21 protein-coding genes are annotated in these 20,073 nt (G+C 65.2%); 15 read left to right on the top strand and 6 right to left on the bottom strand.

What is annotated here, in order from left to right:
* Positions 1-11: 11 nt before the first annotated feature.
* Complete coding sequence (locus AC5Y47_RS00490) at positions 12-833, bottom strand: enoyl-CoA hydratase/isomerase family protein (protein ID WP_499940989.1); 822 nt, start codon at positions 831-833, stop codon at positions 12-14.
* A gap of 131 nt (positions 834-964) precedes the next feature.
* On the opposite strand from AC5Y47_RS00490, the gene AC5Y47_RS00485 reads away from it, so the two are divergent.
* Both AC5Y47_RS00485 and AC5Y47_RS00480 read left to right on the top strand, forming a co-directional pair.
* Complete coding sequence (locus tag AC5Y47_RS00485) at positions 965-1,645, top strand: hotdog family protein (RefSeq protein ID WP_499940988.1); 681 nt, start codon at positions 965-967, stop codon at positions 1,643-1,645.
* The gene (locus AC5Y47_RS00480; RefSeq protein WP_499940986.1) at positions 1,642-2,532 is read left to right on the top strand and encodes an enoyl-CoA hydratase/isomerase family protein; all 891 of its coding nucleotides are present in this window, start codon (positions 1,642-1,644) and stop codon (positions 2,530-2,532) included. The genes AC5Y47_RS00485 and AC5Y47_RS00480 overlap by 4 nt, the downstream gene beginning before the upstream one ends.
* Here the strand turns inward: AC5Y47_RS00480 and AC5Y47_RS00475 are convergent.
* Complete coding sequence (locus AC5Y47_RS00475; protein ID WP_499940984.1) at positions 2,529-3,314, bottom strand: TetR/AcrR family transcriptional regulator; 786 nt, start codon at positions 3,312-3,314, stop codon at positions 2,529-2,531. The genes AC5Y47_RS00480 and AC5Y47_RS00475 overlap by 4 nt on opposite strands.
* A 231-nt stretch (positions 3,315-3,545) precedes the next feature.
* Between AC5Y47_RS00475 and AC5Y47_RS00470 the strand changes: the two genes are divergently transcribed.
* Positions 3,546-4,553: a dihydrodipicolinate synthase family protein gene (locus tag AC5Y47_RS00470; RefSeq protein ID WP_499940982.1), complete on the top strand. Its 1,008-nt coding sequence runs from the start codon at positions 3,546-3,548 to the stop codon at positions 4,551-4,553.
* Positions 4,554-4,604: 51 nt separating this feature from the next.
* Here the strand turns inward: AC5Y47_RS00470 and AC5Y47_RS00465 are convergent, their stop codons facing one another.
* Complete coding sequence (locus AC5Y47_RS00465) at positions 4,605-5,819, bottom strand: CaiB/BaiF CoA transferase family protein (protein WP_499940980.1); 1,215 nt, start codon at positions 5,817-5,819, stop codon at positions 4,605-4,607.
* A gap of 210 nt (positions 5,820-6,029) precedes the next feature.
* On the opposite strand from AC5Y47_RS00465, the gene AC5Y47_RS00460 reads away from it, so the two are divergent.
* The 9 genes from AC5Y47_RS00460 (at position 6,030) to AC5Y47_RS00420 (ending at position 15,835) form a co-directional block, all read left to right on the top strand.
* Positions 6,030-7,367, top strand: a complete 1,338-nt coding sequence (locus AC5Y47_RS00460) for a flavin-containing monooxygenase (protein WP_499940978.1) — start codon at positions 6,030-6,032, stop codon at positions 7,365-7,367.
* The gene (locus AC5Y47_RS00455) at positions 7,364-7,990 is read left to right on the top strand and encodes a TetR/AcrR family transcriptional regulator (protein WP_499940976.1); all 627 of its coding nucleotides are present in this window, start codon (positions 7,364-7,366) and stop codon (positions 7,988-7,990) included. The genes AC5Y47_RS00460 and AC5Y47_RS00455 overlap by 4 nt, the downstream gene beginning before the upstream one ends.
* A 10-nt stretch (positions 7,991-8,000) precedes the next feature.
* Positions 8,001-8,936, top strand: a complete 936-nt coding sequence (locus AC5Y47_RS00450; RefSeq protein ID WP_499940974.1) for an alpha/beta hydrolase — start codon at positions 8,001-8,003, stop codon at positions 8,934-8,936.
* A gap of 121 nt (positions 8,937-9,057) precedes the next feature.
* Positions 9,058-9,912: an enoyl-CoA hydratase gene (locus AC5Y47_RS00445; RefSeq protein ID WP_499940972.1), complete on the top strand. Its 855-nt coding sequence runs from the start codon at positions 9,058-9,060 to the stop codon at positions 9,910-9,912.
* Positions 9,913-9,925: 13 nt separating this feature from the next.
* Positions 9,926-11,137: an amidohydrolase family protein gene (locus AC5Y47_RS00440; RefSeq protein ID WP_499940971.1), complete on the top strand. Its 1,212-nt coding sequence runs from the start codon at positions 9,926-9,928 to the stop codon at positions 11,135-11,137.
* A gap of 8 nt (positions 11,138-11,145) precedes the next feature.
* A complete protein-coding gene (locus tag AC5Y47_RS00435; RefSeq protein ID WP_499940969.1) occupies positions 11,146-12,771 on the top strand; it encodes an acyl-CoA synthetase in 1,626 nt (541 codons plus the stop codon).
* A complete protein-coding gene (locus tag AC5Y47_RS00430; protein WP_499940967.1) occupies positions 12,768-13,613 on the top strand; it encodes an amidohydrolase family protein in 846 nt (281 codons plus the stop codon). The genes AC5Y47_RS00435 and AC5Y47_RS00430 overlap by 4 nt, the downstream gene beginning before the upstream one ends.
* Positions 13,600-14,637 (top strand): acyl-CoA dehydrogenase family protein, encoded by a 1,038-nt coding sequence (locus AC5Y47_RS00425; RefSeq protein WP_499940965.1) that lies wholly within the window; start codon positions 13,600-13,602, stop codon positions 14,635-14,637. The genes AC5Y47_RS00430 and AC5Y47_RS00425 overlap by 14 nt, the downstream gene beginning before the upstream one ends.
* 4 nt (positions 14,638-14,641) lie before the next feature.
* Positions 14,642-15,835, top strand: a complete 1,194-nt coding sequence (locus tag AC5Y47_RS00420) for an acyl-CoA dehydrogenase family protein (protein WP_499940963.1) — start codon at positions 14,642-14,644, stop codon at positions 15,833-15,835.
* Here the strand turns inward: AC5Y47_RS00420 and AC5Y47_RS00415 are convergent.
* Positions 15,832-16,080, bottom strand: coding sequence for a hypothetical protein (locus tag AC5Y47_RS00415; protein WP_499940961.1), 249 nt, complete (start codon positions 16,078-16,080; stop codon positions 15,832-15,834). The genes AC5Y47_RS00420 and AC5Y47_RS00415 overlap by 4 nt on opposite strands.
* A gap of 187 nt (positions 16,081-16,267) precedes the next feature.
* On the opposite strand from AC5Y47_RS00415, the gene AC5Y47_RS00410 reads away from it, so the two are divergent.
* Positions 16,268-17,020 (top strand): YoaK family protein, encoded by a 753-nt coding sequence (locus AC5Y47_RS00410; RefSeq protein WP_499940959.1) that lies wholly within the window; start codon positions 16,268-16,270, stop codon positions 17,018-17,020.
* A 48-nt stretch (positions 17,021-17,068) separates the two neighbouring features.
* Here AC5Y47_RS00410 and AC5Y47_RS00405 read toward each other — a convergent pair whose 3' ends face one another.
* Entirely contained in the window at positions 17,069-18,214 is a 1,146-nt protein-coding gene (locus tag AC5Y47_RS00405) for a thiolase family protein (RefSeq protein ID WP_499940957.1), read from the bottom strand.
* Between the two features lie 77 nt (positions 18,215-18,291).
* Here AC5Y47_RS00405 and AC5Y47_RS00400 point away from each other — a divergent pair, with 77 nt between their 5' ends.
* Together AC5Y47_RS00400 and AC5Y47_RS00395 are read left to right on the top strand one after the other, a co-directional pair.
* Positions 18,292-18,429, top strand: a complete 138-nt coding sequence (locus tag AC5Y47_RS00400; RefSeq protein WP_499940955.1) for a hypothetical protein — start codon at positions 18,292-18,294, stop codon at positions 18,427-18,429.
* Positions 18,426-19,628, top strand: a complete 1,203-nt coding sequence (locus AC5Y47_RS00395) for a cytochrome P450 (protein ID WP_499940954.1) — start codon at positions 18,426-18,428, stop codon at positions 19,626-19,628. The genes AC5Y47_RS00400 and AC5Y47_RS00395 overlap by 4 nt, the downstream gene beginning before the upstream one ends.
* On the opposite strand, the gene AC5Y47_RS00390 is transcribed toward AC5Y47_RS00395, so the two are convergent.
* The gene (locus AC5Y47_RS00390; protein WP_499940952.1) at positions 19,625-20,014 is read right to left on the bottom strand and encodes a lipocalin-like domain-containing protein; all 390 of its coding nucleotides are present in this window, start codon (positions 20,012-20,014) and stop codon (positions 19,625-19,627) included. The genes AC5Y47_RS00395 and AC5Y47_RS00390 overlap by 4 nt on opposite strands.
* Positions 20,015-20,073 lie beyond the last annotated feature (59 nt).

Raw genomic sequence — 20,073 nt, 5'->3', positions numbered from 1 at the left:
GATGTCGGTGCTCAGCGACCGTCGAAGTCCGGCGCACGCCGATCCCGGAAAGCCTGCAGGCCCTCCTTGAAATCTCTGGTGCGGCAGGCCAATTCGAGGTTATACAATTCCTGCGTCATGGACTCGGCCAGGGTCGCGCGCTGGCCGTGGTGCAATGCCTGTTTGGCCAAACCCATCGCCACCGTCGGACCTTTGGCGAGACGCGCCAGGAGTTGCGCGGCGGTGTCGTCGAGCTCGGCCGGGCTGACCGCCTGGTGGATCAAACCCCAGTCCGCCGCCTGGGCGCCGCTCACCTTTTCGTCCAGCAGCAACATCCGTTTCGCGCGTGCCAGGCCGACCAGGCGGGGCACCAGCCAGCTGGACCCCGAATCCGGGCTGAACCCGCGGTCCACGAACGGTTCCCAGAACGTGGCTCCGTGGGCGGCCACGGTGAAGTCTGCGGCCAGCGCGAGGTTGCACCCCATCCCAACCGCCCACCCGCGCACGCTGCAGACGACCGGCAACTGGATGGTGTGGATCAGTTCGATCACCCGGTGCGCCGCGTGCGGCACTCGTCGCACCAGGTCCCCGCTGCGCGGCCGTTGCCCGTCGGGCCGGTTGGCCGCCACCCAGTCCGAGCCGGCGCAGAAGTCGTCGCCGGCCCCGCGCAGGTGCACCGCACGTAACGAGTCGTCGGAGGCGGCATCGGTCAATGCATCGACGAGAGTCTCGATCATCAACGGGGTCAACGAATTACGCCGAGCCGGCCGGTCCAGGGTGATCTGCAGCGTCGCATCGGCACGGGAAAGCGCCACCGTACCTTGGGCGTCGGCCGCCTCGGCCTGGTGACTCACGCTGGAATCCGACCCTTCCCGTCCATACGGTTACCCATACAGTATGCAATACGATTGCTAACGTGTATAAGTTAGCAAGAAACCCTACCGGCCAAAACGGGGCCGGTGGAACCGGCGACAAAAGAGGAAACATGGCCGAGGGCACCAGCCCTGCGAGCACCGGAAACGCTAGATTCGGCGAGGCCCCCCTTGCCCAGACGATCGCCGCGGCCGCTGCCATGCGTCGGCTCAGTTCCCTGCTGCTCTCGTTGGAGAGCCCCCATCCGACCGTCGAGGCGATGTTGGCCAGATTCGCCGAATGGGAAACCGAGCTAGCCGCTGCCGCGCCCGCCGACAGCGCTCCGCGCATCGGTGTCGTCGAGAACGACCCGAGGCGGGTGTACCTGAACCACGCGACCGACATCGGTTCCTACAACCCGTGCTTCCCCGAGTACCGATTCGACGAACTGGATCCCGACGCCGCTGCCGGCCGGGTCACCTTCCCGTTGCTCTACGAAGGGCCGCCGGGGCTGGTGCACGGCGGCTTTCTGGGAGTGTTCTTCGACTGCGTGATACAGCACCACAACTGTGTCACCGGGCTGTCCGGCAAGACGCGATCGTTGGGCGTGACGTTCCGCCGTCCGACGCCGCTCTTGACGGAGCTGAGGTTCGAGATCGTTCGGTCGCAGGTGGAGCGGGGCATCACGTCGACGGCGCGGCTACTGCTCGACGAGGAAGTGCTGTGCATCGGTGAGGTGAACACGTTGGCTTCGCGCCCCGATCAACTTGCCACGACCCAATTCGGCAGGCGGAGAACGGAGACCGGCGCATGACCGACCCGAACGCATCCGACGACCGCGTGCTCTTCGAGGTCGACCCCGACCGCAGGATCGCCACGATCACGCTGAACAATCCGCGACAACGCAACTCCTATGACGCAGCGATGCGAAACGCGGTGTCGCGCTGTCTGGATCGTGTTGCCGACGACGACGACATCACGGTGGTCCTGCTGCGCGGGGCGGGTGGAGTGTTCAGCACCGGCGCGGACATGAACAACGCCTACGGCTGGTACGGCGAGTCCGGCGGGCAGCCCAATGCGAAGCGGCGCCCCAGTCAGCGTCGCCGACTCACGGTGGACCGCAAGTCATTCGGCTTCTACCACAACCTGATGGGTTTCCCGAAGGTGACGGTGGGGGAGATCGCGGGCTACGCCCTGGGCGGCGGTTTTGAGATGGCACTGATGACCGACATCTCAGTGATCGCCCGCGACACCAGAATCGGGATGCCGGCGACGCGATTCCTGGGACCCGCGTTGGGCAGCTTGCACCTGTTCTTCCATCGTCTGGGGCCGGTGCTGGCCCGACGGCTCCTGCTGACCGGTGACATCATCGATGCCGGCCAGCTGGAGCATCTCGGAATCTTCACCGACACATGCGATTCCGAGTCGGTGACGGCACGTGCGCGCTATTGGGCCGAGAAGGTCGCCAAGATGCCCGCCGACGGAGTGGTGATCGCCAAGGAAGCATTCCGTCTCGTCGAGCAGACCCAGGCGTATAACGGCGAGGAAGTCGCCAGCTATCTCTTTCACGCGTACGGCACCAACCTGCAGTTCGGGCCCGACGAATTCAATTTCGTCAAGACCCGCGCACAGCACGGCACCAAGGAAGCTTTCCGATTGCGCGACGAGCACTTTCACGTGCCCGAACCTGACGGGTCTTAACGGCTGGGGGTCGACTTGGTCCGTCGGGGGGCCGTCGACTTGGCGGCCTTGCGCGGCCTCGTCTTCCCGCTTTTCTCGATCAGCCGGCCGGCGTGGTCGAGGATGCAGTCGAGACCGTATTCGAAATTGGTCTCGTCCGGAGCCCCGATGCGGTGACCCTGCCCGGTGACCTGTGCGATCAGCGGGGTGGTTTGCGGATCGATACCCACGGCGTCCTCGATGGTGCGTGGCCCGCTGTCGGCCGACTGGTTCTTCTCGAAGAGGCGCTGTAGCACCACCGAACCTCGGACATGCAGGGAAATCGCGGAATAGGTGTCGAAGGCGTCTTCGGGTGACAACCCCGCCTCTACCAGATTGGAGATGGCGCGCTCCATTTCCTGGGCACCCATGCGCGCCGCCTTCGGGCTGAGCGCCGCCCGGATGAGAATCAGGTCGCACAGAATCGGGTTGCCCATGAACGTCTTACGCATCGAGCGGGCGTGATTGCGCAATGTCTCGCGCCAGTCGCTGGCTTCGACGTAGGGGGTGGAGAACACGTACTTGCCCAGGGCGCGGTCGGTCATCGCGTTGAGCAGATCGTCCTTCTTTCGGAAGTACCAGTAAATGCTGGTCACACCGACGCCCAAGTGTTTGCCCAGCAGCGGCATGCTCAGATTGTCGATCGACACCTGCTCGGCGAGTTCGAATGCACCGCTGATGATGTCGTCGGGATTGATGGAACCGCGTTCGCGTCGCTGACGCTTTTCAGCGGTTGCCTGCTTTGCCACCGCGGGCACCTCCATGACGATCTGTCCTGCGTGATCTACCAGCAGCTCTACCCTGAACTGCGACCCACAACCTTACCGGTAACCGTCGATTGAGCTCGTTTCAAGCGTCGTTACTTCTGTTACTGTAACCGCTATCGTAGGCATTTTGGTAGGGTGCGCGAGCAGACGCAAAAGCCCCCCGAAATGTGCCATTTCGGGGGCTTTTGCGTCTGCTCGCCACAAAAACTCGCCACGAAGGAGTGGGTCATGGCGACGGCTGCTGAAGCACGCACCTGGGCGCCCGAAGTTTTGCGGGGGATCGGCAACTCGCTGTACACCCCGTTCTGCGGCGAGGACGGCGACGACATCGACTGGGATGCCTATCGGACGCTGGTGCGTTACTGCGTCGCGGATCTCGGACACCCGATGTTGTGGTGTACCAGCGGAATCGCCGAGTTCTGGGCGTTGACCCTCACCGAACGCAAACGTTTGCTCGAGGTGGCCATCGAGGAGGCGCGGAATTTCAACCCGGACGTCGTCGTACAGGCCTGCACGGCGGCGATCACGGCCAAGGACTGTCTGGAGCTCACGCTGCACGCGCAGCAGGTGGGAGCCGACATCGCCTACATCCAGACGCCCATGATGGAAGTGCACGGCGGTGCGGGCGTACTCAAATTCTTCAAATACATCGCGGCGCGCACCGATATCGCGTTGGGCATGTTCAACTCTCCGTCCTCGGGATATGTGCTGACTCCGGCCGAAAGTGCGCGGATCTACGACGAAGTGCCGGCGGTCTGCGCCACCAAAGAAGGCGCGTTCCGGCCGGCGGCCAGCCGGCGACTGCATGACTTGGCCCCCGGTCTGGTGCTGTGGGAATGCGACAAGACCGTGTACCGCGCCGGCTGGTTGCGCGAGGGGATCGTGTGCCCGGCGCAGTTGGGTACTGCGGGCTATCTGTACGAAACTCCCTCGCGGCGAATATTTTCCGAGTACTGGGATCTGATCCAGAGTGGCAAACTGCTGGAAGCGATGGACTACGCTCGCGATTCCGGGTTGGACCAGTTTGAGCTGGACATAGCGTCCTGGTTTACCTGCTACCCGGGCCGCCCCGACTATTTCACCCACTGGGGTGGCGGGTTCAAGTACGCCGCCTTTCTGCTCGGGCTGCCGATCGGCGCCTACCCGCATTCCCGGCCGCCACAGGTCGAACTGCCGGAGGAAGCCAAGACCCAGATGCGGGCCGCCTACCGTCGCCTCGGACTCGTCGACCCATAGCCGTCGAAGTCGGACCTTTACCCGGGTTGCGCGGTCGCGGTGACCGCGAACTCAGGCTATGGCGCCCGAGTCCTTGAGTTCAGCGATGCGGTCCCAGTCCATGCCCAGCTCCATCAGGACGATCTCGGTGTGCTCGGAGGCTTGCGGTGCCCGCGTCGTCACCAATGGTTCGTGGTTGAACTGGATGGGTCCGCGGACCACCCTGAACGGTGCACCGCCGCCGGCGAGTTCGACTTCGGCGATCATGTCGTTGGCCAGGGCCTGCTCGTCACCGGCCAGATCGATGAAGCTCTGAAACGGTGCCCATTGTCCCTTCATCGTCTTGAGGTGCCGGCGCCAGTAGTCAAAAGGCTTGCCCGCGAACGCCTCCGCGATCAATTCCGCTGCCGCGTTGGCGTTCTGGATCAGCGGAAGCACCTCGGAGAAGCGCGGATCGTCGGCGGCCTCGGGAATGCCCAGATGTTCGAAGGTGTCACGGATCAAACCAGTCGGACTGATGATGCACAAGTTGATGGTGCCGCCGTCGGACGTCTGATAGTTGCCCATGAACGGATTCACCAGGAACGCCTCGGTGCCCGGCATGGGTGTGCGCATCGTCTCGCCGGCTTCCATGCCCTGCGTCATGCTTGCGCCCGCGGCCCACCACGCGGTGCTCAACAACGACACGTCGAGCTCCACCGCCTCACCGGTGCGCTCCCGATGCAGCAGCGCTGCCGAAATGCCGCCCGCGATGAACATGCCGCCGATCGAATCCCCGAACGCGGGAATCCCTTGCGACAGAGGCGCTCCCAACTCCTCTGGCGTCAACGCGTGACCGATGCCGCTGCGTGTCCAGAACACCGTCCCGTCGAATCCGCCGACGTCACGTTCGGGTCCTTTGTCGCCGTACGCCGTGCCGCGGGCGTAGACGATGTCCGGGTTCACCGCGCGGATGTGTTCCACGTCGAACTTGTTCTTCTGCCGCACCCTGGGCATGTAGTTGGTGAGGAAGACGTCGGAGGTCTTGGCCAGTTCGTAGATCACCTCCTGGCCACCGGGCGTCGACACGTCGATCCCGACACTGCGTTTACCCCGGTTGGGGTGCTCCATCAGTGGATGCCGTTCCGGGTCGACCTGAATGCCGCCCATGTTGATGAAGCCGCGTTGGGTGTCCCCGCGCAACGGGTGTTCGACCTTGATGACGTCCGCGCCCCAGTCGGCCAGGATGGCGCCCGCCGCCGGGACGAACGTGAACTGCGCGACCTCCAAGACCCGAAAGCCCTGCATCACTTTGATCATTGGCGACCAATCGGTGCTCGATGGTGGGTGAGTGGCGTCGAGAATCGCCCGGGGTCACCGGGCGTGCCACGTGAAAAAGCGTACTGCAATCCGGCACTGTTGAGACAACAGTAAACAGAACGGCGCCCGCCCGGTGAGCGGTTTGACGGTTGTCAGAATTCATTGACTCACGTCAAAAACCAGTGTTAGCCTCCGGCAATGCGCGCTTCGGCCAAGCGGCCCCGTACCGCGGTCATCGGTGCCGGTATCAGCGGCCTGACGGCCGGCAAGATGCTCAAGGACTACGGGGTGCCCTACACCACCTTCGAGATGTCCGACCGGATCGGCGGCAATTGGGCGTTCGGCAACCCCAACGGTCACAGCAGCGCCTACCGGTCGCTGCATATCGACACCTCGAAACATCGGTTGTCTTTCAAGGACTTTCCGGTACCGGAAGACTTCCCGGCGTTCCCGCACCACACCGACATCAAGAACTATCTCGACTCCTACGCCCAGGCGTTCGGTCTGCTCGAGCACATCGAATTCGGCAACGGCGTCGTGCACGCCCGTCCGGCCGGATCGGGCTGGGAGATCGAGGATCAGTCCGGCGCCAGGCGTGAGTTCGATCTGCTGGTGGTGGGTAACGGTCACCATTGGGATCCGCGGATGGCCGATTTCCCGGGCGAGTTCACCGGCGAGACGATCCATTCGCACCATTACATCGACCCGCACACTCCACTGGAGTTGACGGGCAAGCGGATCCTGGTCGTCGGCATCGGCAACAGCGCCGCCGACATCGCCGTCGAGTTGTCTTCGCGGACACTGCAGAACACCGTCACCTTGTCGACGCGGTCCAGCGCGTGGATCGTGCCGAAGTACCTCGCCGGTCAGCCGGGCGACAAGTTCTTCCGCACCACGCCCTATCTGCCGCTGGCCTGGCAGCGCAAAGCGGCGCAGCTGATGGCTCCGATGCTCGGCATAAATCCCACGCTGTACGGGCTCCCGCCGGCTAATCACAAACTGTTCGAGGCGCACCCCACCCAGTCGGTGGAACTGCCGTTGCGCCTCGGGTCCGGGGACATCACGCCCAAACCCAACGTCGCTCGACTCGACGGCGACACAGTACATTTCGACGACGACACCAGCGACGTCTTCGACGCGATCGTCTACGCCACGGGCTACAACATCACTTTCCCGTTCTTCGACCGCGACTTCGTCAGCGCGCCGGACAACGCGATCCGGCTCTACAAGCGGATGTTCAAACCAGGCGTGGAGAACCTGGTCTTCATCGGTTTCGCCCAGGCGATTCCGACGTTGTTCCCGTTCGTCGAGTGCCAGTCGCGGCTGCTGGCCGCGTATGCCGTCGGACGCTACGCGCTGCCCTCGGTCGCCGAGATGGAACGGGTGATCGACGCCGACCAGCGGCTCTACACCGGGCACTGCGTCGACCGGCCGCGGCACACCCAGCAGGTGGACTACTTCTACTACGAGCACGATCTGCGTGCGCGCGAGATCCCGGCGGGCATGAAGCGCGCGGCGGCAGGAGTCGGGCGGTGACCAGGGCGCGCACCGATCGCAGGTCGGTGCAGCGCGGTGACCAGCGGCGCGACGCCATCCTGGATGCGCTCGAAACCACTTTGCAGGACCATGATTTCGACGACGTCAACATCGCGGAGGTGACCGCGCGGGCCGGCGTCACCCGGCCGGCCTTCTACTTCTACTTCGAGAACAAGGCGACCGCCGTCGCCGCTTTGATGGAACGCATGGTCGACGACACCATGTTCGTCAACGACGTCTTCACCATGAGTGACCGCTCTCCGCAGGAACGGGTCCGCGGGATGCTCGAGGGGTTGTTCGACACCTGGGAGCGGCACCGGTACATGTTCAAAGCCGCCCTGCAGGCTCGTGGCCGCAGCGCCGCGGGACGCGAGATCTGGGACGAGGCCCGTGCGTCGTTCGTCGGCCCGGTGGCCGACATGATCCGCGGCCAGCGCGCTGCCGGTGTCGCACCGGACGGGATCGACGCGACCGTGTTGGCGACCGTCCTGCTCGAGGTCAACGATCGGCTGCTGGAACGGATGACCTTCGGTTGCGCACTGTCCCGGTCCGAATTGCTCGACGGCGCCGCCGCGGTGTGGCTGGGCGCGGTGTACGGGATCGTCGGAAACACCGACCGATGAGGAGAATCAGATGCCATACCAGGAGCTGACGTTCCAGTCGCACGGGGTGACGTGCAGTGCGTGGCACTTCCCCGGCCGGACAGACGGCACCGCCGGACGGCCGGTGGTGGTGATGGCCCACGGGTTCGGTGGCACAAAGGATTCCGGTCTGCAGTCGTTCGCGGAGGAGTTCAGTGCCGCCGGCTTCGACGTGTTGGCCTTCGACTACCGGGGCTTCGGTGCTTCCGAAGGTCTTCCTCGGCAGTCGATCTCGATCACACGGCAGGAACAGGATTTCCGATCGGCGATTGAGCTGGCCAAGACGCTTCCCGGGGTGGACCCGAAACGGGTTGTGCTCTGGGGTGTTTCGATGTCGGGCGGCCAGGTCATCAGGGTGGCTGCGGGTCGTGAGGACGTCGCGGCGGTGATCGCGATGACTCCGCTCACCGATCCGTTGGCCACCAGCGTGGCGGTGCTCAAGCAGTACACCATCGGGACCGCGCTGCGCGCGACCGTCGACGGCGTCAGAAGCCGATGGGCGGTGCGACGCGGGCGCACCCCGATGCTGATGAAGCTGACGTCCCGGCCGAGGGAGCATGGCGCGCTGTCCCTGGACGGCGCGTACGAAAACTACCTGTCGATCGCGGGACCGTCCTGGCGCAACGAAGTTGACTCCGCGGTCGGATTCGAACTGGCCAAGATCAGGACCAGGACCGCCGCCAAGCAGTTGCGGATCCCGCTGTTGATCCAGATCGCCGATTTCGACCGCTTCGTGCCCGCGGCCTCGGTCGCCCGCACCGCCGTGCACTGCAGGGCGCAGGTGCATCACTACCCGTGCGACCACTTCGACGTATGGCCGGGCCACGAGTGGTTCCAGCAGGCCTGCGACGACCAGATCCGCTTCTTGGCGCGGTTGCCGGGAACGGCGGCGTCGGGGTCGGCGAACATCGGCGGACTAGCCCGCTGATCAGGCAGTTGATGAGCCGACGAGGCCTCCGAGGCACTTTGCAGAAAGATGTACCGATAGGTATACAGTATGTACTGCGCGGGCGTGCGCCGATGGCCCGTCGAAGGAAGGGGCGGCTCCGATGAGCACCGATGGCAACGTGGTCGCCGAGCGGCCGACCGCGTCCAGCGAAGCCGTGCTCTACGAAGTCTCCGACACCGGCGTCGCGGTGATCACGCTCAACCAGCCGAAGCGGTTGAACGCCTGGGGTCAGCCGATGATGTCGATGTTCTACCGCTACTTCGAGGAGGCGGAGGTCGACCCCGCCGTCCGCGTCATCGTGCTGACCGGCAACGGACGGGCGTTCTGCGCCGGTGCGGACATGGGTGGCCTCAACTCGATCTCGGCGACGACGGTCGAGTCGGCGAGCAAGACGGACGTCAGTTCGTTGGTCGCCGAGAAGCACCCGTACTTTTTGACCCAACTGCGCAAACCGGTGATCGCGGCGATCAACGGATCCGTCGCGGGCATCGGACTCTCGCTGGCGTTGATGGCCGATGTCCGGTTCGCCGCCGCCGGTGCCAAGTTCACCACCGCGTTCGCGCGACGAGGGTTGGTCGCCGAGTACGGCATCTCCTGGATCCTGCCGCGCCTCGTGGGGTGGGGCGCCGCCACGGATCTGTTGCTGTCCGGCCGGACCTTCCTGGCCGAGGAGGCCGCTGAACTGGGTCTGGTCAAGGAGGTGGTGGCCGGCGACGAGCTGCTGGAGCGCGCCACGGCTTACGCCGACGACATGGCCCGCAACTGCGCGCCGAGTTCGCTTGCCGCGATGAAACAACAGCTCTACGCCGACGCCGGCTTGCCGATCGTGGAGACCAGCAACAAGGCCGAGCGGCTGATGCACGAATCCATGACGCGCCCCGACTTCATCGAAGGCATTACCGCGTTCTTCGAGAAGCGCGCCCCGAATTTCCCACCTCTTGCAGCCCGAGACTGAGAGGACGTCCGCGATGAGCACGTTGGACTACCAGGCGATCGACGTCGACAACCACTACTACGAACCCATCGATTCGTTCACCCGGCACCTGCCCAAGGAGTTCAAACGCCGCGGTGTGCAGATGTTGCAAGACGGGAAGCGTACCTGGGCGGTGATCGGCGAACGGATCAACCAGTTCATCCCGAACCCGACCTTCGACCCGATCATCGAGCCGGGTTGTCTGGACCTGTTGTTCCGCGGCGAAATTCCCGAAGGTGTCGACCCCGCTTCGCTGATGAAGGTCGACCGGATGGCGAACCATCCCGAGTACCAGAATCGTGACGCCCGGGTGAAGGTGATGGACACCCAGAACCTCGAAACGGTGTTCATGCTGCCAACTTTCGCCTGCGGCGTAGAGGAGGCCCTCAAGCACGACATCGACGCCACCATGGCCTCGGTGCGGGCGTTCAACCTCTGGCTGGACGAGGACTGGGGCTTCGATCGTCCCGATCACCGCATCATCTCGGCGCCGATCATCTCGTTGGCCGACCCCGAAAAGGCAGTCGAGGAAGTCGATTTCGTGCTGAGCAAGGGTGCCCGCATGGTGCTGGTCCGTCCCGCGCCGGTGCCGGGAAGGGTCAAGCCGCGCTCACTGGGCGATCCGGTGCACGATCCGGTCTGGGCGCGGTTGGCCGAGGCCGGCGTCCCGGTCGGGTTCCACCTCAGCGACAGCGGCTACCTGGCGATCAACGCGCTGTGGGGCGGCAAGGCCACCTTCGAGGGATTCGGCAAGAAGGATCCGTTGGACCAGGTACTCCTGGACGACCGGGCAATCCACGACACCATGGCTTCGATGATCGTGCACCAGGTCTTCACCCGTCATCCGAAGTTGAAGGTCGCCAGCATCGAGAACGGCTCGTATTTCGTGTACCGGTTGATCAAGCGGCTCAAGAAGGCCGCCAACACCGCCCCGTACCACTTCAAGGAAGACCCGGTGGAGCAGCTGCGCAACAACGTCTGGATCGCGCCGTACTACGAGGACGACGTGAAGCTGCTGGCCGAGACGATCGGCGTGGACAAGATCCTGTTCGGTTCGGACTGGCCGCACGGGGAGGGGCTCGCCGACCCGATGGCGTTCACCGCCGACATCCCGCAGTTCCCGGAGTTCAGCGCCGAGGACACCCGAAAAGTGATGCGGGACAACGCGCTCGAGCTGCTCAACGCGAACGTCCCGGCGTCGGTGTAGCGCATCCGATGGGCGAGTGGACGATCGGATCGGTGCTCGACGCGGTCGCCGATGCCGTGCCCGATCGGCTGATGACGATCTGCGGCGACCGCCGCAGTACCTTCGCCGAGTCCACGGAACGTACCCGCCGACTGGCGAACTATCTGGCGGACAACGGTTTCGGCGCGCATACCGAACGGGACGCGCTGGGCAATTGGGAGTGCGGGCAGGACCGCGTCGCGCTGATCATGCACAACGACCTGTATCCCGACATGGTCATCGCGTGCCTGAAGGCCCGGGTGGTGCCGGTCAACGTGAACCACTACTACACGCCGCGGGAAGTCGCCGACCTGCTGGCCTACGTCAAGCCCCGCGGCGTCATCTACCACCGCGCGCTGGGCGCAAAGTTCGCCGATGTGCTGCCCGGTGACGATGTCGAGTTGCTGATCTCGATCGACGACGGGAGCGACCTACCCGACTTGCCGGGTGCCGTCGCGCTGGAAGACGCTCTGGCACAAGGCGGTTCCGATCACGAGAATGCGCCGCGACCGGACGACGTGCTGATGATCTGCACCGGCGGGACGACCGGACGGCCCAAGGGTGTGATGTGGCGGCAGTCCGACATGTATGTCGCGTCGATGAACGGCGACGACCATTCGGGCGTCGAGGAGATCTATCAGCGGGTGCAGAACGCCGGCGCGCCGTGGTTCGCGGTGTCCCCGCTGATGCATGCGGCGGGGCTGTGGACGGCCTTCTCGGCGATCCTGAACGGGCAGACCGTCGTTCTGTACGACACCCGACGCAACTTCGACCCCGTCACGGTGCTCGAGACCGCCGAGCGCGAGAAGGTCGGCCTGATGACCATGGTCGGCGACGCGTACGCCGCGCCACTGGTGGACGAACTCGGCCGGCGCGAGTACGACCTGTCCAGCATGTTCGCCATCGGTACCGGCGGGGCGGCTACCAATGTCAAACATCAGCAGGCATTGCTGCGTTACCTGCCGCACATCACGTTGATCAACGGCTACGGGTCCTCTGAGACCGGCAACATGGGTTACGGCCACAGCCGGCAGGGCACTCAGGTCGACACCTTCACGATCAGGCCGGGCGGACTCGTGCTGGCCGAGGACTACAGCCGATTCCTCGACCCGGGTGAAGCGCAGATCGGCTGGGTGGCCCGGGCCGGGCGAATTCCGTTGGGCTACTTCGACGACGAGGCCGCCACCACCAAGACGTTCCCGGTGGTGGACGGGCAACGAGTGGTGATATCGGGTGACCGTGCTTCGGTGGACGACGATGGCACGCTTCGGCTGTTCGGCCGAGACTCCCTGGTGGTCAACACCGGTGGGGAGAAGGTGTTCGTCGAGGAGGTCGAAGAGGTGCTGCGCGCGAACCCCGCCGTCGCCGACGCGCTGGTGGTCGGCCGGGACAGCGAGCGTTGGGGCCAGGAGCTGGTGGCTCTGGTCGAGTTGCGCGACGGGGCCGAGCATGACGAGCAGGCGCTGCGCGCGCACTGTAGCGCCGCGCTGGCCCGATTCAAGACGCCCAAGGCGTTCATCGTGGTCGACCGGGTGCGCCGGCTGGGCAACGGCAAGGCGGACTATCGATGGGCCAAACAGCACGCCACCGAACCCGCGAGGACGGCCCGGCAATGACACCACCACGCAAGGTCATCGACTGCCTGGTCAACGTCCACTTCGGGGAAACCGAGACACAACCGGAGTTCATGAAGAGGGTCCGCGACGATTACTTCAAGGGACCCAAGTCGATGTTCGACCCGGTGGACCTCACCGAACTCCTCGACGAGATGGACGAACACGGGGTGCAGAAGGCCATCCTGATGGACAATCTGGTCAAGCCCTCGGTCACCGCACGCAAGTTCGCCGAAGCCCGTCCGGACCGCTTCGCCCTGGCGATCGGCGGTGTCAACCTATTGCGTCCGGTGGCGTCGCTGCGGGAGCTGACCGCGACGGTCGCCGACCTTCCGGTCGCCTACACCGCTGTGGGACCGAGTTTTTGGGCCGACGGGATGTATCCGCCGAGCGACGCCGTGTATTACCCCCTGTACGCCAAATGCGCCGAGATCGAGCTGCCGCTCTGCGTCAACACCGGCCTCCCCGGACCGCCGATTCCCGGCGAGGTGCAGAACCCGATCCACCTGGACCGGGTCTGTGTGCGGTTCCCGGAGTTGAAGCTGTGCATGATCCACGGTGCGGATCCGTGGTGGGACGTCGCGATCAGGATGCTGATCAAGTACCGCAACCTGCGCCTGATGACATCAGCGTGGTCGCCGAAACGGTTGCCGGACAGCTTGATCCACTACATGCGTACGCGTGGGCCGAACAAGGTGATCTTCGCCTCCGACTGGCCGGTGCTGCGCCAGCATCGGGTGGTGCCGGAAGCCAACGCCCTCGACCTGCCCGCGGACGTCCTGGACAACTACCTTTACAACAACGCCGACGAATTCTTCTTCAGGAGCACCGATGGATCGCTATGAACTGCGCCGGATCGACTACAGCTTGACCGACGACCATAAAGCGCTGCAGGCCGCCTACCGGCAACTCTTGGAAACCCACTGTCCCATCGAGACGGTTTGGGCCGCACAAGAATCCGGGTTCGACAAGAGCCTGTGGGAGCGACTGTGCGCGACGGGTGCCACCTCGATGGCGGTTGGTGAAGACGTCGGCGGTGACGGCGCGACGCTGGTGGATCTCGCGTTGGTCGCCGAAGAGCTGGGCCGCGCGCTTGCCCCGGTGCCGTGGATCGAGCATGTCTGTGCCGCGCGGCTCGCGGAACGGCTGGGCGGCGTCGAGACGGACGTCGTCGAGGGCAACCGTATCCTCGGGCTCGACATCGCACCGGAACCCGTTGCGGGCTCCCGCCTTATCGCTTCGGCGGCCATCGCCGACGCCTTGATCGTCGCCGACGGTGACGACGTGGTGCTGCTCAGGTTCGCCACCCGGCCGGCGCGGGTGCCCAACCTGGGGCAGCTGCCGATGGCCTGGGTGGACCCCGGCACCGCGGATTCGCGGACGGTGCTGGGTTCCGGCCCGGAGGCGGTCACGGCCTACCGCCGGGCGGTCGACGAGTGGCGGGTGCTGACCGCGGCGGCGCTGACCGGCCTGATCGAGCAGACCATGACGATCGCCGCCGAGTTCGCGAAATCGCGCTACACACTTGGCGTCCCGATCTCGACCCTGCAGGCGATCTCACATCCGTTGGCCAACATGGCGATCGTGGTGCAGGGCGGTCGCAACCTGGCCCGCCGTGCCGCCTGGTACCTGGACAACGAGCCCGACGTGCGTCCCGAACTGCCCGGGTGCGCGTTCGTGTTCATGGCCGAAGAAGCGCCCAAAGCGGCCACCATGGCAACGCACATCCAGGGCGGGCTCGGGGTCTCCGTGGAGGCCGCCGCGACCGCGTACCTGGTGCGGGCCCGCGGCTGGGCGCTGGCCGGCGGCGATCCGGGCATCACCGCCAAACAGATCGGACAGCTCGTAGCCGAGCGGGAAAGCGCCTGACACAATGGATTTCACACTTGTAGACCTGGAAGACGACGACCAGGCCTTCCTGGCCGAGGTGCGTGCCTTTCTGGCCGAACACGTCACCGACGATGTGCGCCGGCGTGACCGCGACACCGGGGACAACTTCGACGAAGCCGTGCATCTGGCGATCGGCGCGGCCGGCTACCTGCAGAAGGAGTGGACGCCGTCCAGCGAGGGCGGTTTCAGCCGGGTCCGGCGTCGCATCTGGGAGCTGGAAAAGCGCCGCGTGCACACGCCATGGGTGACCTGGGGTACCACCGCGATGGTGGCCCGGGCCGTGGCCGCGTTCGGCAAGCCCGAACTCGTCGAGGAGGTCATGCCCAAAGTCTTCACCGGTGAAGTGCGAATGTGCCTGGGCTACACCGAACCTGAAGGCGGGTCCGACGTCGCGACGTGCAAGACGCGGGCGATACGCGACGGCGACCAATGGGTGATTAACGGATCCAAGATGTTCACCACCGGCGCGCACAACTGCCAGTACGTGTTCCTGATCACCAACACCGATCCAGACGCCCGGAAACACAAGAGCCTCACCATGTTTCTGGTTCCCCTCGACCTGCCCGGCATCGAGATCCAGGGCATCCGTACCGTCGACGGCGACCGGACCAACATCGTGTACTACAGCGACGTCCGGGTCGACGACAAGTACCTACTCGGTGAGGTCAACGGCGGCTGGACCGTGCTGCGCGGGCCGCTGGACGCCGAGCACGGCGCGGTCTCCGCGGCGCCCGACGGCCTGCAGGACGTCGCGATCATGGCGCATCAGACCGGTTTCATGTCCGCCGCGGTCGACGCCGTCGCGGCCAACGTCGGCGCCCCGGGTCCGGATGGGAAGCGCCGGATCGACGACGGGTCGGTGGCCTACCGGCTCGGGCGCAGCGCGGCCCGGTTGGAGGCGGCGCTGTCCACGCCCAGCATCTTCGGTCGGGTCGCGCAGGCGCAGACCATGCGTGACATCGGACCCGACCTGATGGACATCTCCGGACCCGCCTCGGTGCTGCCGATCGAGACCGACGGTGCGGCCGACGACGGGACGTCGGAGTATCTCTACCGATTCGCCCCGCTGGCCGGCATCTACGGCGGCACCCTGGAGGTGTTCCGCAATATGATCGCCCAGCATGTGCTGGGGCTGGGCAAGCCGGCTTACGCGCCGCCCGCCACGAAGGTGTCCTAGACCTGCGGGGTGGGACTCTGCCCCGATTCCCATTTCGCTGCCAGCGACCTCTTGACAGTGCTGCCCGCCGCAAAATCGACCTGGAACGTTTCCCCTTCGTCGCCTTCGAACGTGACGAGGTATCCGGTGTCGGTGGCGTCCTTGAACACCACTTTGTGGGACTCTTCGCCCGAGCCGCGGTCGACGGCGATGATATCGCCGGGGGCGACGTCGTCGATGCGATCGTTTCCGGAGATTTCAGCCATGCCGTCGACGGTAGCCGACTGACCGATAGTGACCTGTCACACGGTCCGTAACGGGTCGTCGCCGGGACATGGCCTGGGGCCCCAAGTCGTCGACCGCCAAGAATCCTTTGAGAATCCTCCAAAGCGGGGCGTCCAGCATTGCTGTCAGCGCACGAGATCACGGCCGACAGACCTGGAGATTCCACGAATGACTACGGACGCCATTCCGAACGTTCAACAGCCTGACCCCGACGCATCCCATTCCCGCGGACGCCTGCTCGGTTATTGCGCGGCACTCGCGCTGACCGCCGGCTTCGTCAACGCGGTCGCGCTGCTCGTCTTCGCCGTGCCGGTCGGCAACCTCACCGGGGTCACCACCCAGCTGGGGATGGACACCGCCCATCCCTGGCTCTACGAAACCCACGTGCTGGCCGGGATCCTGCTGGGGTTCCTGCTGGGGGCGGCCGTCGCCGGGACATTGCTCGGCCACACCCACGCCGCCAAAACCAAAGGACATGCCCTCGTGCTGATCATCGAGGCGGCGTTGCTGCTACTTGCCGCCGGGGGAGTGGAACTGGCCGCGGTGCGGGCGCAGATCTCCGCGCTGGGCATCGAGGAGACCGCGGTACAGGCGTTGCTGGCCGCGGCGGCCCTCGGTCTGCAGAACGGCCTCACGTCGAGCTACCGCGGCATGTCGGTCCGCACCACTCATTTCACCGGCACCGTCACCGATCTGGGACTCATGCTCGGCCGCAGCCGCAAACACGGGGTCGACAAGTGGAAGGTCGCGATCCTCACGGTGACTCTGCTGCTGTTTCTCACCGGCGCGGTAGCCGGGTTGTTGGCCGGCTCTTGGCTCGGCGGACACGCACTGCTGGTGCCGGCGTCGATGTGCGTGGCTGTCGCAGCGACCAAGGTGCTGCACGGCGCCGAGCCCATGCCGGCGCGAGCAGTCGCATAATCGCATCGAATCGCTTGTGTCCGTGCGATTCTGCGTCTGCTGGGATCGCTAGGTGGTCAGGACGCTGGCGGCAGCGGTGCCCGGCGCCCCGTACAACTGGGTGAAGCCGACCTTGGGTTCGCCCGGAACCTGACGGTCACCGGCCTGGCCGCGCAGTTGCCGGACGATCTCGTGGATCTGGCGCAGACCCGAAGCGCCGATCGGCTCGCCGTTGGCGATCAATCCGCCGTCGGTGTTGACCGGCATCGAGCCGCCGATCTCGGTGGCGCCGTCGGCCAGCAGCTTCTCCTGATCTCCGTCGGCGCAGAAGCCGCATTCGGCCATGTGGATGATCTCCGCGCCGGCGTCGGTGTCCTGCAACTGGATCACGTCGACGTCGTCGGGGCTGACCCCGGCCTTCTCGAACGCGGCACGGGCGGCATAGACGGTGGGTGAGACGTCCTCCTCGACCGGTGCGAATGTGGTGTTCACCTCGTAAGCCCCGTATTTGCGGGTCCGCACCTCGACCGACCTCAGGTAGACCGGCTTGTCGCAGTAGCGGTGTGCGAGGTCGGCCCGGCACATCACCACCGCCGCCGCGCCCTCGTCCGGCGCGCAGAACATGTACTGGGTGAGCGGATAATTCAGCATCGTCGAGTTGAGGATGTCGTCCTCCTCAATCGGCTTGCGGCGGAATGCGTTCGGGTTGAGCACGCCGTTGCGGAAGTTCTTGGCGGCCACCCTGGCCAGGGTGCGCTGGGAGATGGCATGGTCGTGCAGGTACCGGTTGGCCTTCATGCCGAAAAATTGCGTGGTGAGGTACTGGCCGTTCTCGGCGTACCAGCGGGGCATGCCCACCAGCGCCGGATCCTCGGTGAACGCGCCCCGCGGGTGCTTGTCCAGGCCGACGGCAATGCCGATGTCGTAGTCCCCCAGGCGAATTCCGTCGGCGCAGGCCTTGGCGGCACTGGCCGCGGTGGCGCACGCATTGAAGACGTTGGTGAACGGAATGCCGGACAGCCCCACCATCCCGACGATCGCGTCCGGGTTGGCCACCGTCCAGCTGCCACCGGTGGCGGCCTGGATGTCGCGCCACTGCACGCCGGCGTCGGCGACCGCGGCGACGATGGCGTCCACACCCATCTGCATCGCGGACTTGCCCTCGAACCGGCCGAAGGGGTGGAGACCTACCCCGATGATGGCAACCTCGTTCACTTCGCAACACCCTTCCTGCCCCGAAAGGAGGGAAACCTATGCCCGACGACTTGTCTATACTACTGTAACCATTACCGTTGATCGTTCCGAATGTGTGGACCGGGGAGAGGTTGCGCCACGTGGGCAAGTTGGACGCGTTGCCTGTCGGCAATGCCGAAACCGTCCTCGACGACGGGATGCGGGTCCTGCTGACACGGCAGGGACCGAAGCCATGACTACGGCGACGGTGGTATTCGACCCGTTCTCCGAGGATTTCTTCAACAGTCCCTACGAGATCTACCGCCGCATGCGCGAGGAAGCTCCGGTCTATTACAGCCAGGAGTACGACTTCTATGCACTGACCCGCCACCAGGATGTGGCGGCCGCCTTCAAGGACTACACGACGTACTCGTCGGCCTACGGGGTGGACCTCGCCCAGGTTCGCAAAGGGCACGTGACCGAACACGGGTCGATCATCGCCATGGACCCGCCCGCGCACCGCCGCATGCGGGGTCTGCTCAACAAGGTGTTCACCCCGCGCGCGATCCAGGCACTGCGGCCTCTGGTGGCGGAGTTGGTGGACAAGCACCTGTCCGCCGTCGACCCAACGGGTTTCGACTTCGTGCAGGACTTCTCCGCACTGTTCCCGGTCGACGTGATGACGACACTGCAAGGCGTTCCGGAGCAGGACCGCCAGCAGATCCGGCTGTGGATCGACGATCTGCTGCACCGCGGCCCCGGCGAGGTCGAGATGGGTGAGGTGGGACAGAAGTCGGCCGTTGACATGGCCATCTACTACTACCGGCTGACCAAGAAACGTCGCGACAACCTCGGTGAGGATCTGCTGAGCCGGCTGATCGAGGCCGAGATCGAACGCGACGACGGCGAGATGGCACCGCTGACCAACATCGAGATCACCGAATTCGCAACGCTTTTGGGCGGCGCCGGCGCCGAGACCGTGACCAAGCTGCTGGGCAACGCCGCGGTGGTGTTCGCCAGGTTTCCGGGCCAGTGGCAGAAACTGTTGGACGACCGCAGCAAGATCCCGCTGGCCGTGGAAGAACTGCTGCGCTACGAGGCGCCCGCACAGTACAACGTGCGGCGCTCCACCCGCGATGTCACGTTGCACGGCGTGACTATTCCGGCCGGCAAACCGGTTTTCCTGGTGGGTGCGTCGGCCAACCGCGACGAGCAGGCCTGGACCGACCCGGACACCTTCGACATGGAGCGCGACCGCACCCAGGCGCAGAATCTGGGATTGGGCTACGGCATCCACAGCTGCCTGGGGGCCGCCCTCGCGCGGTTGGAGAGCGTGATCGCATTGGAGCGCATGCTGGACTTCATGCCGCGCTACGAAGTGAACTGGGCCGGTTGTAAGCGGGTCAACATGCAGAACGTGGCGGGCTGGAGCAACGTGCCGGTGCGGGTGCTCTAAACCGCCGGGTCCCGTCGCCAAACCAGCGTGCTGTGAACGGCTTTGCCGCGGGCGGAGGTCTGGGACGCCGACAGCGTCAACCGGTCGCCGTCGATGCGTGCCTGCCGGATCTGCGGCTGCTGCAACAACTCTGGCATCGTCGACACCAGCACCAGATGACGCACCGTCGCCGCGGCATCGTCGACGTCGAACCTGCCGCCGTAGGAGACGAATTCGCCGTCCGGCCCCGAGGTCAGCTGTGCGGACATGTGACCGTCGGCGGTGTAGAGGATCAGCCCCGAGGGATGCTCACCGAACGGGTGCCGCAGTTCATCGCTGTCCGGGTAGCGCGAGACGAACGACTCCAACAGCCAACCGCCCAACAGTGCCTGCCGTAACTCACTCACCCGGTTGACCCTACCGAATCGATTACAGTAACGTCCACGCTCATGAGCTGTGGGTGTCT

The sequence above is a fragment of the Mycobacterium sp. NGS22 genome, from assembly GCF_059813095.1.
The sequence above is the reverse complement of the archived record's forward strand: the minus strand, read 5'-3'. Positions and strand labels throughout refer to the sequence as shown.

Bases quoted from the DNA above. Each gene is read 5' to 3' on its own strand.
- AC5Y47_RS00415 (WP_499940961.1), bottom strand. From the start codon at position 16,080: ATGGCTGAAATCTCCGGAAACGATCGCATCGACGACGTCGCCCCCGGC.
- AC5Y47_RS00465 (WP_499940980.1), bottom strand. From the start codon at position 5,819: ATGCAGGGCTTTCGGGTCTTGGAGGTCGCGCAGTTCACGTTCGTCCCG.
- AC5Y47_RS00435 (WP_499940969.1), top strand. From the start codon at position 11,146: ATGGGCGAGTGGACGATCGGATCGGTGCTCGACGCGGTCGCCGATGCC.
- AC5Y47_RS00410 (WP_499940959.1), top strand. From the start codon at position 16,268: ATGACTACGGACGCCATTCCGAACGTTCAACAGCCTGACCCCGACGCA.
- AC5Y47_RS00440 (WP_499940971.1), top strand. From the start codon at position 9,926: ATGAGCACGTTGGACTACCAGGCGATCGACGTCGACAACCACTACTAC.
- AC5Y47_RS00420 (WP_499940963.1), top strand. From the start codon at position 14,642: ATGGATTTCACACTTGTAGACCTGGAAGACGACGACCAGGCCTTCCTG.
- AC5Y47_RS00425 (WP_499940965.1), top strand. From the start codon at position 13,600: ATGGATCGCTATGAACTGCGCCGGATCGACTACAGCTTGACCGACGAC.
- AC5Y47_RS00395 (WP_499940954.1), top strand. From the start codon at position 18,426: ATGACTACGGCGACGGTGGTATTCGACCCGTTCTCCGAGGATTTCTTC.
- AC5Y47_RS00470 (WP_499940982.1), top strand. From the start codon at position 3,546: ATGGCGACGGCTGCTGAAGCACGCACCTGGGCGCCCGAAGTTTTGCGG.
- AC5Y47_RS00480 (WP_499940986.1), top strand. From the start codon at position 1,642: ATGACCGACCCGAACGCATCCGACGACCGCGTGCTCTTCGAGGTCGAC.
- AC5Y47_RS00450 (WP_499940974.1), top strand. From the start codon at position 8,001: ATGCCATACCAGGAGCTGACGTTCCAGTCGCACGGGGTGACGTGCAGT.
- AC5Y47_RS00430 (WP_499940967.1), top strand. From the start codon at position 12,768: ATGACACCACCACGCAAGGTCATCGACTGCCTGGTCAACGTCCACTTC.
- AC5Y47_RS00485 (WP_499940988.1), top strand. From the start codon at position 965: ATGGCCGAGGGCACCAGCCCTGCGAGCACCGGAAACGCTAGATTCGGC.
- AC5Y47_RS00460 (WP_499940978.1), top strand. From the start codon at position 6,030: ATGCGCGCTTCGGCCAAGCGGCCCCGTACCGCGGTCATCGGTGCCGGT.
- AC5Y47_RS00445 (WP_499940972.1), top strand. From the start codon at position 9,058: ATGAGCACCGATGGCAACGTGGTCGCCGAGCGGCCGACCGCGTCCAGC.
- AC5Y47_RS00475 (WP_499940984.1), bottom strand. From the start codon at position 3,314: ATGGAGGTGCCCGCGGTGGCAAAGCAGGCAACCGCTGAAAAGCGTCAG.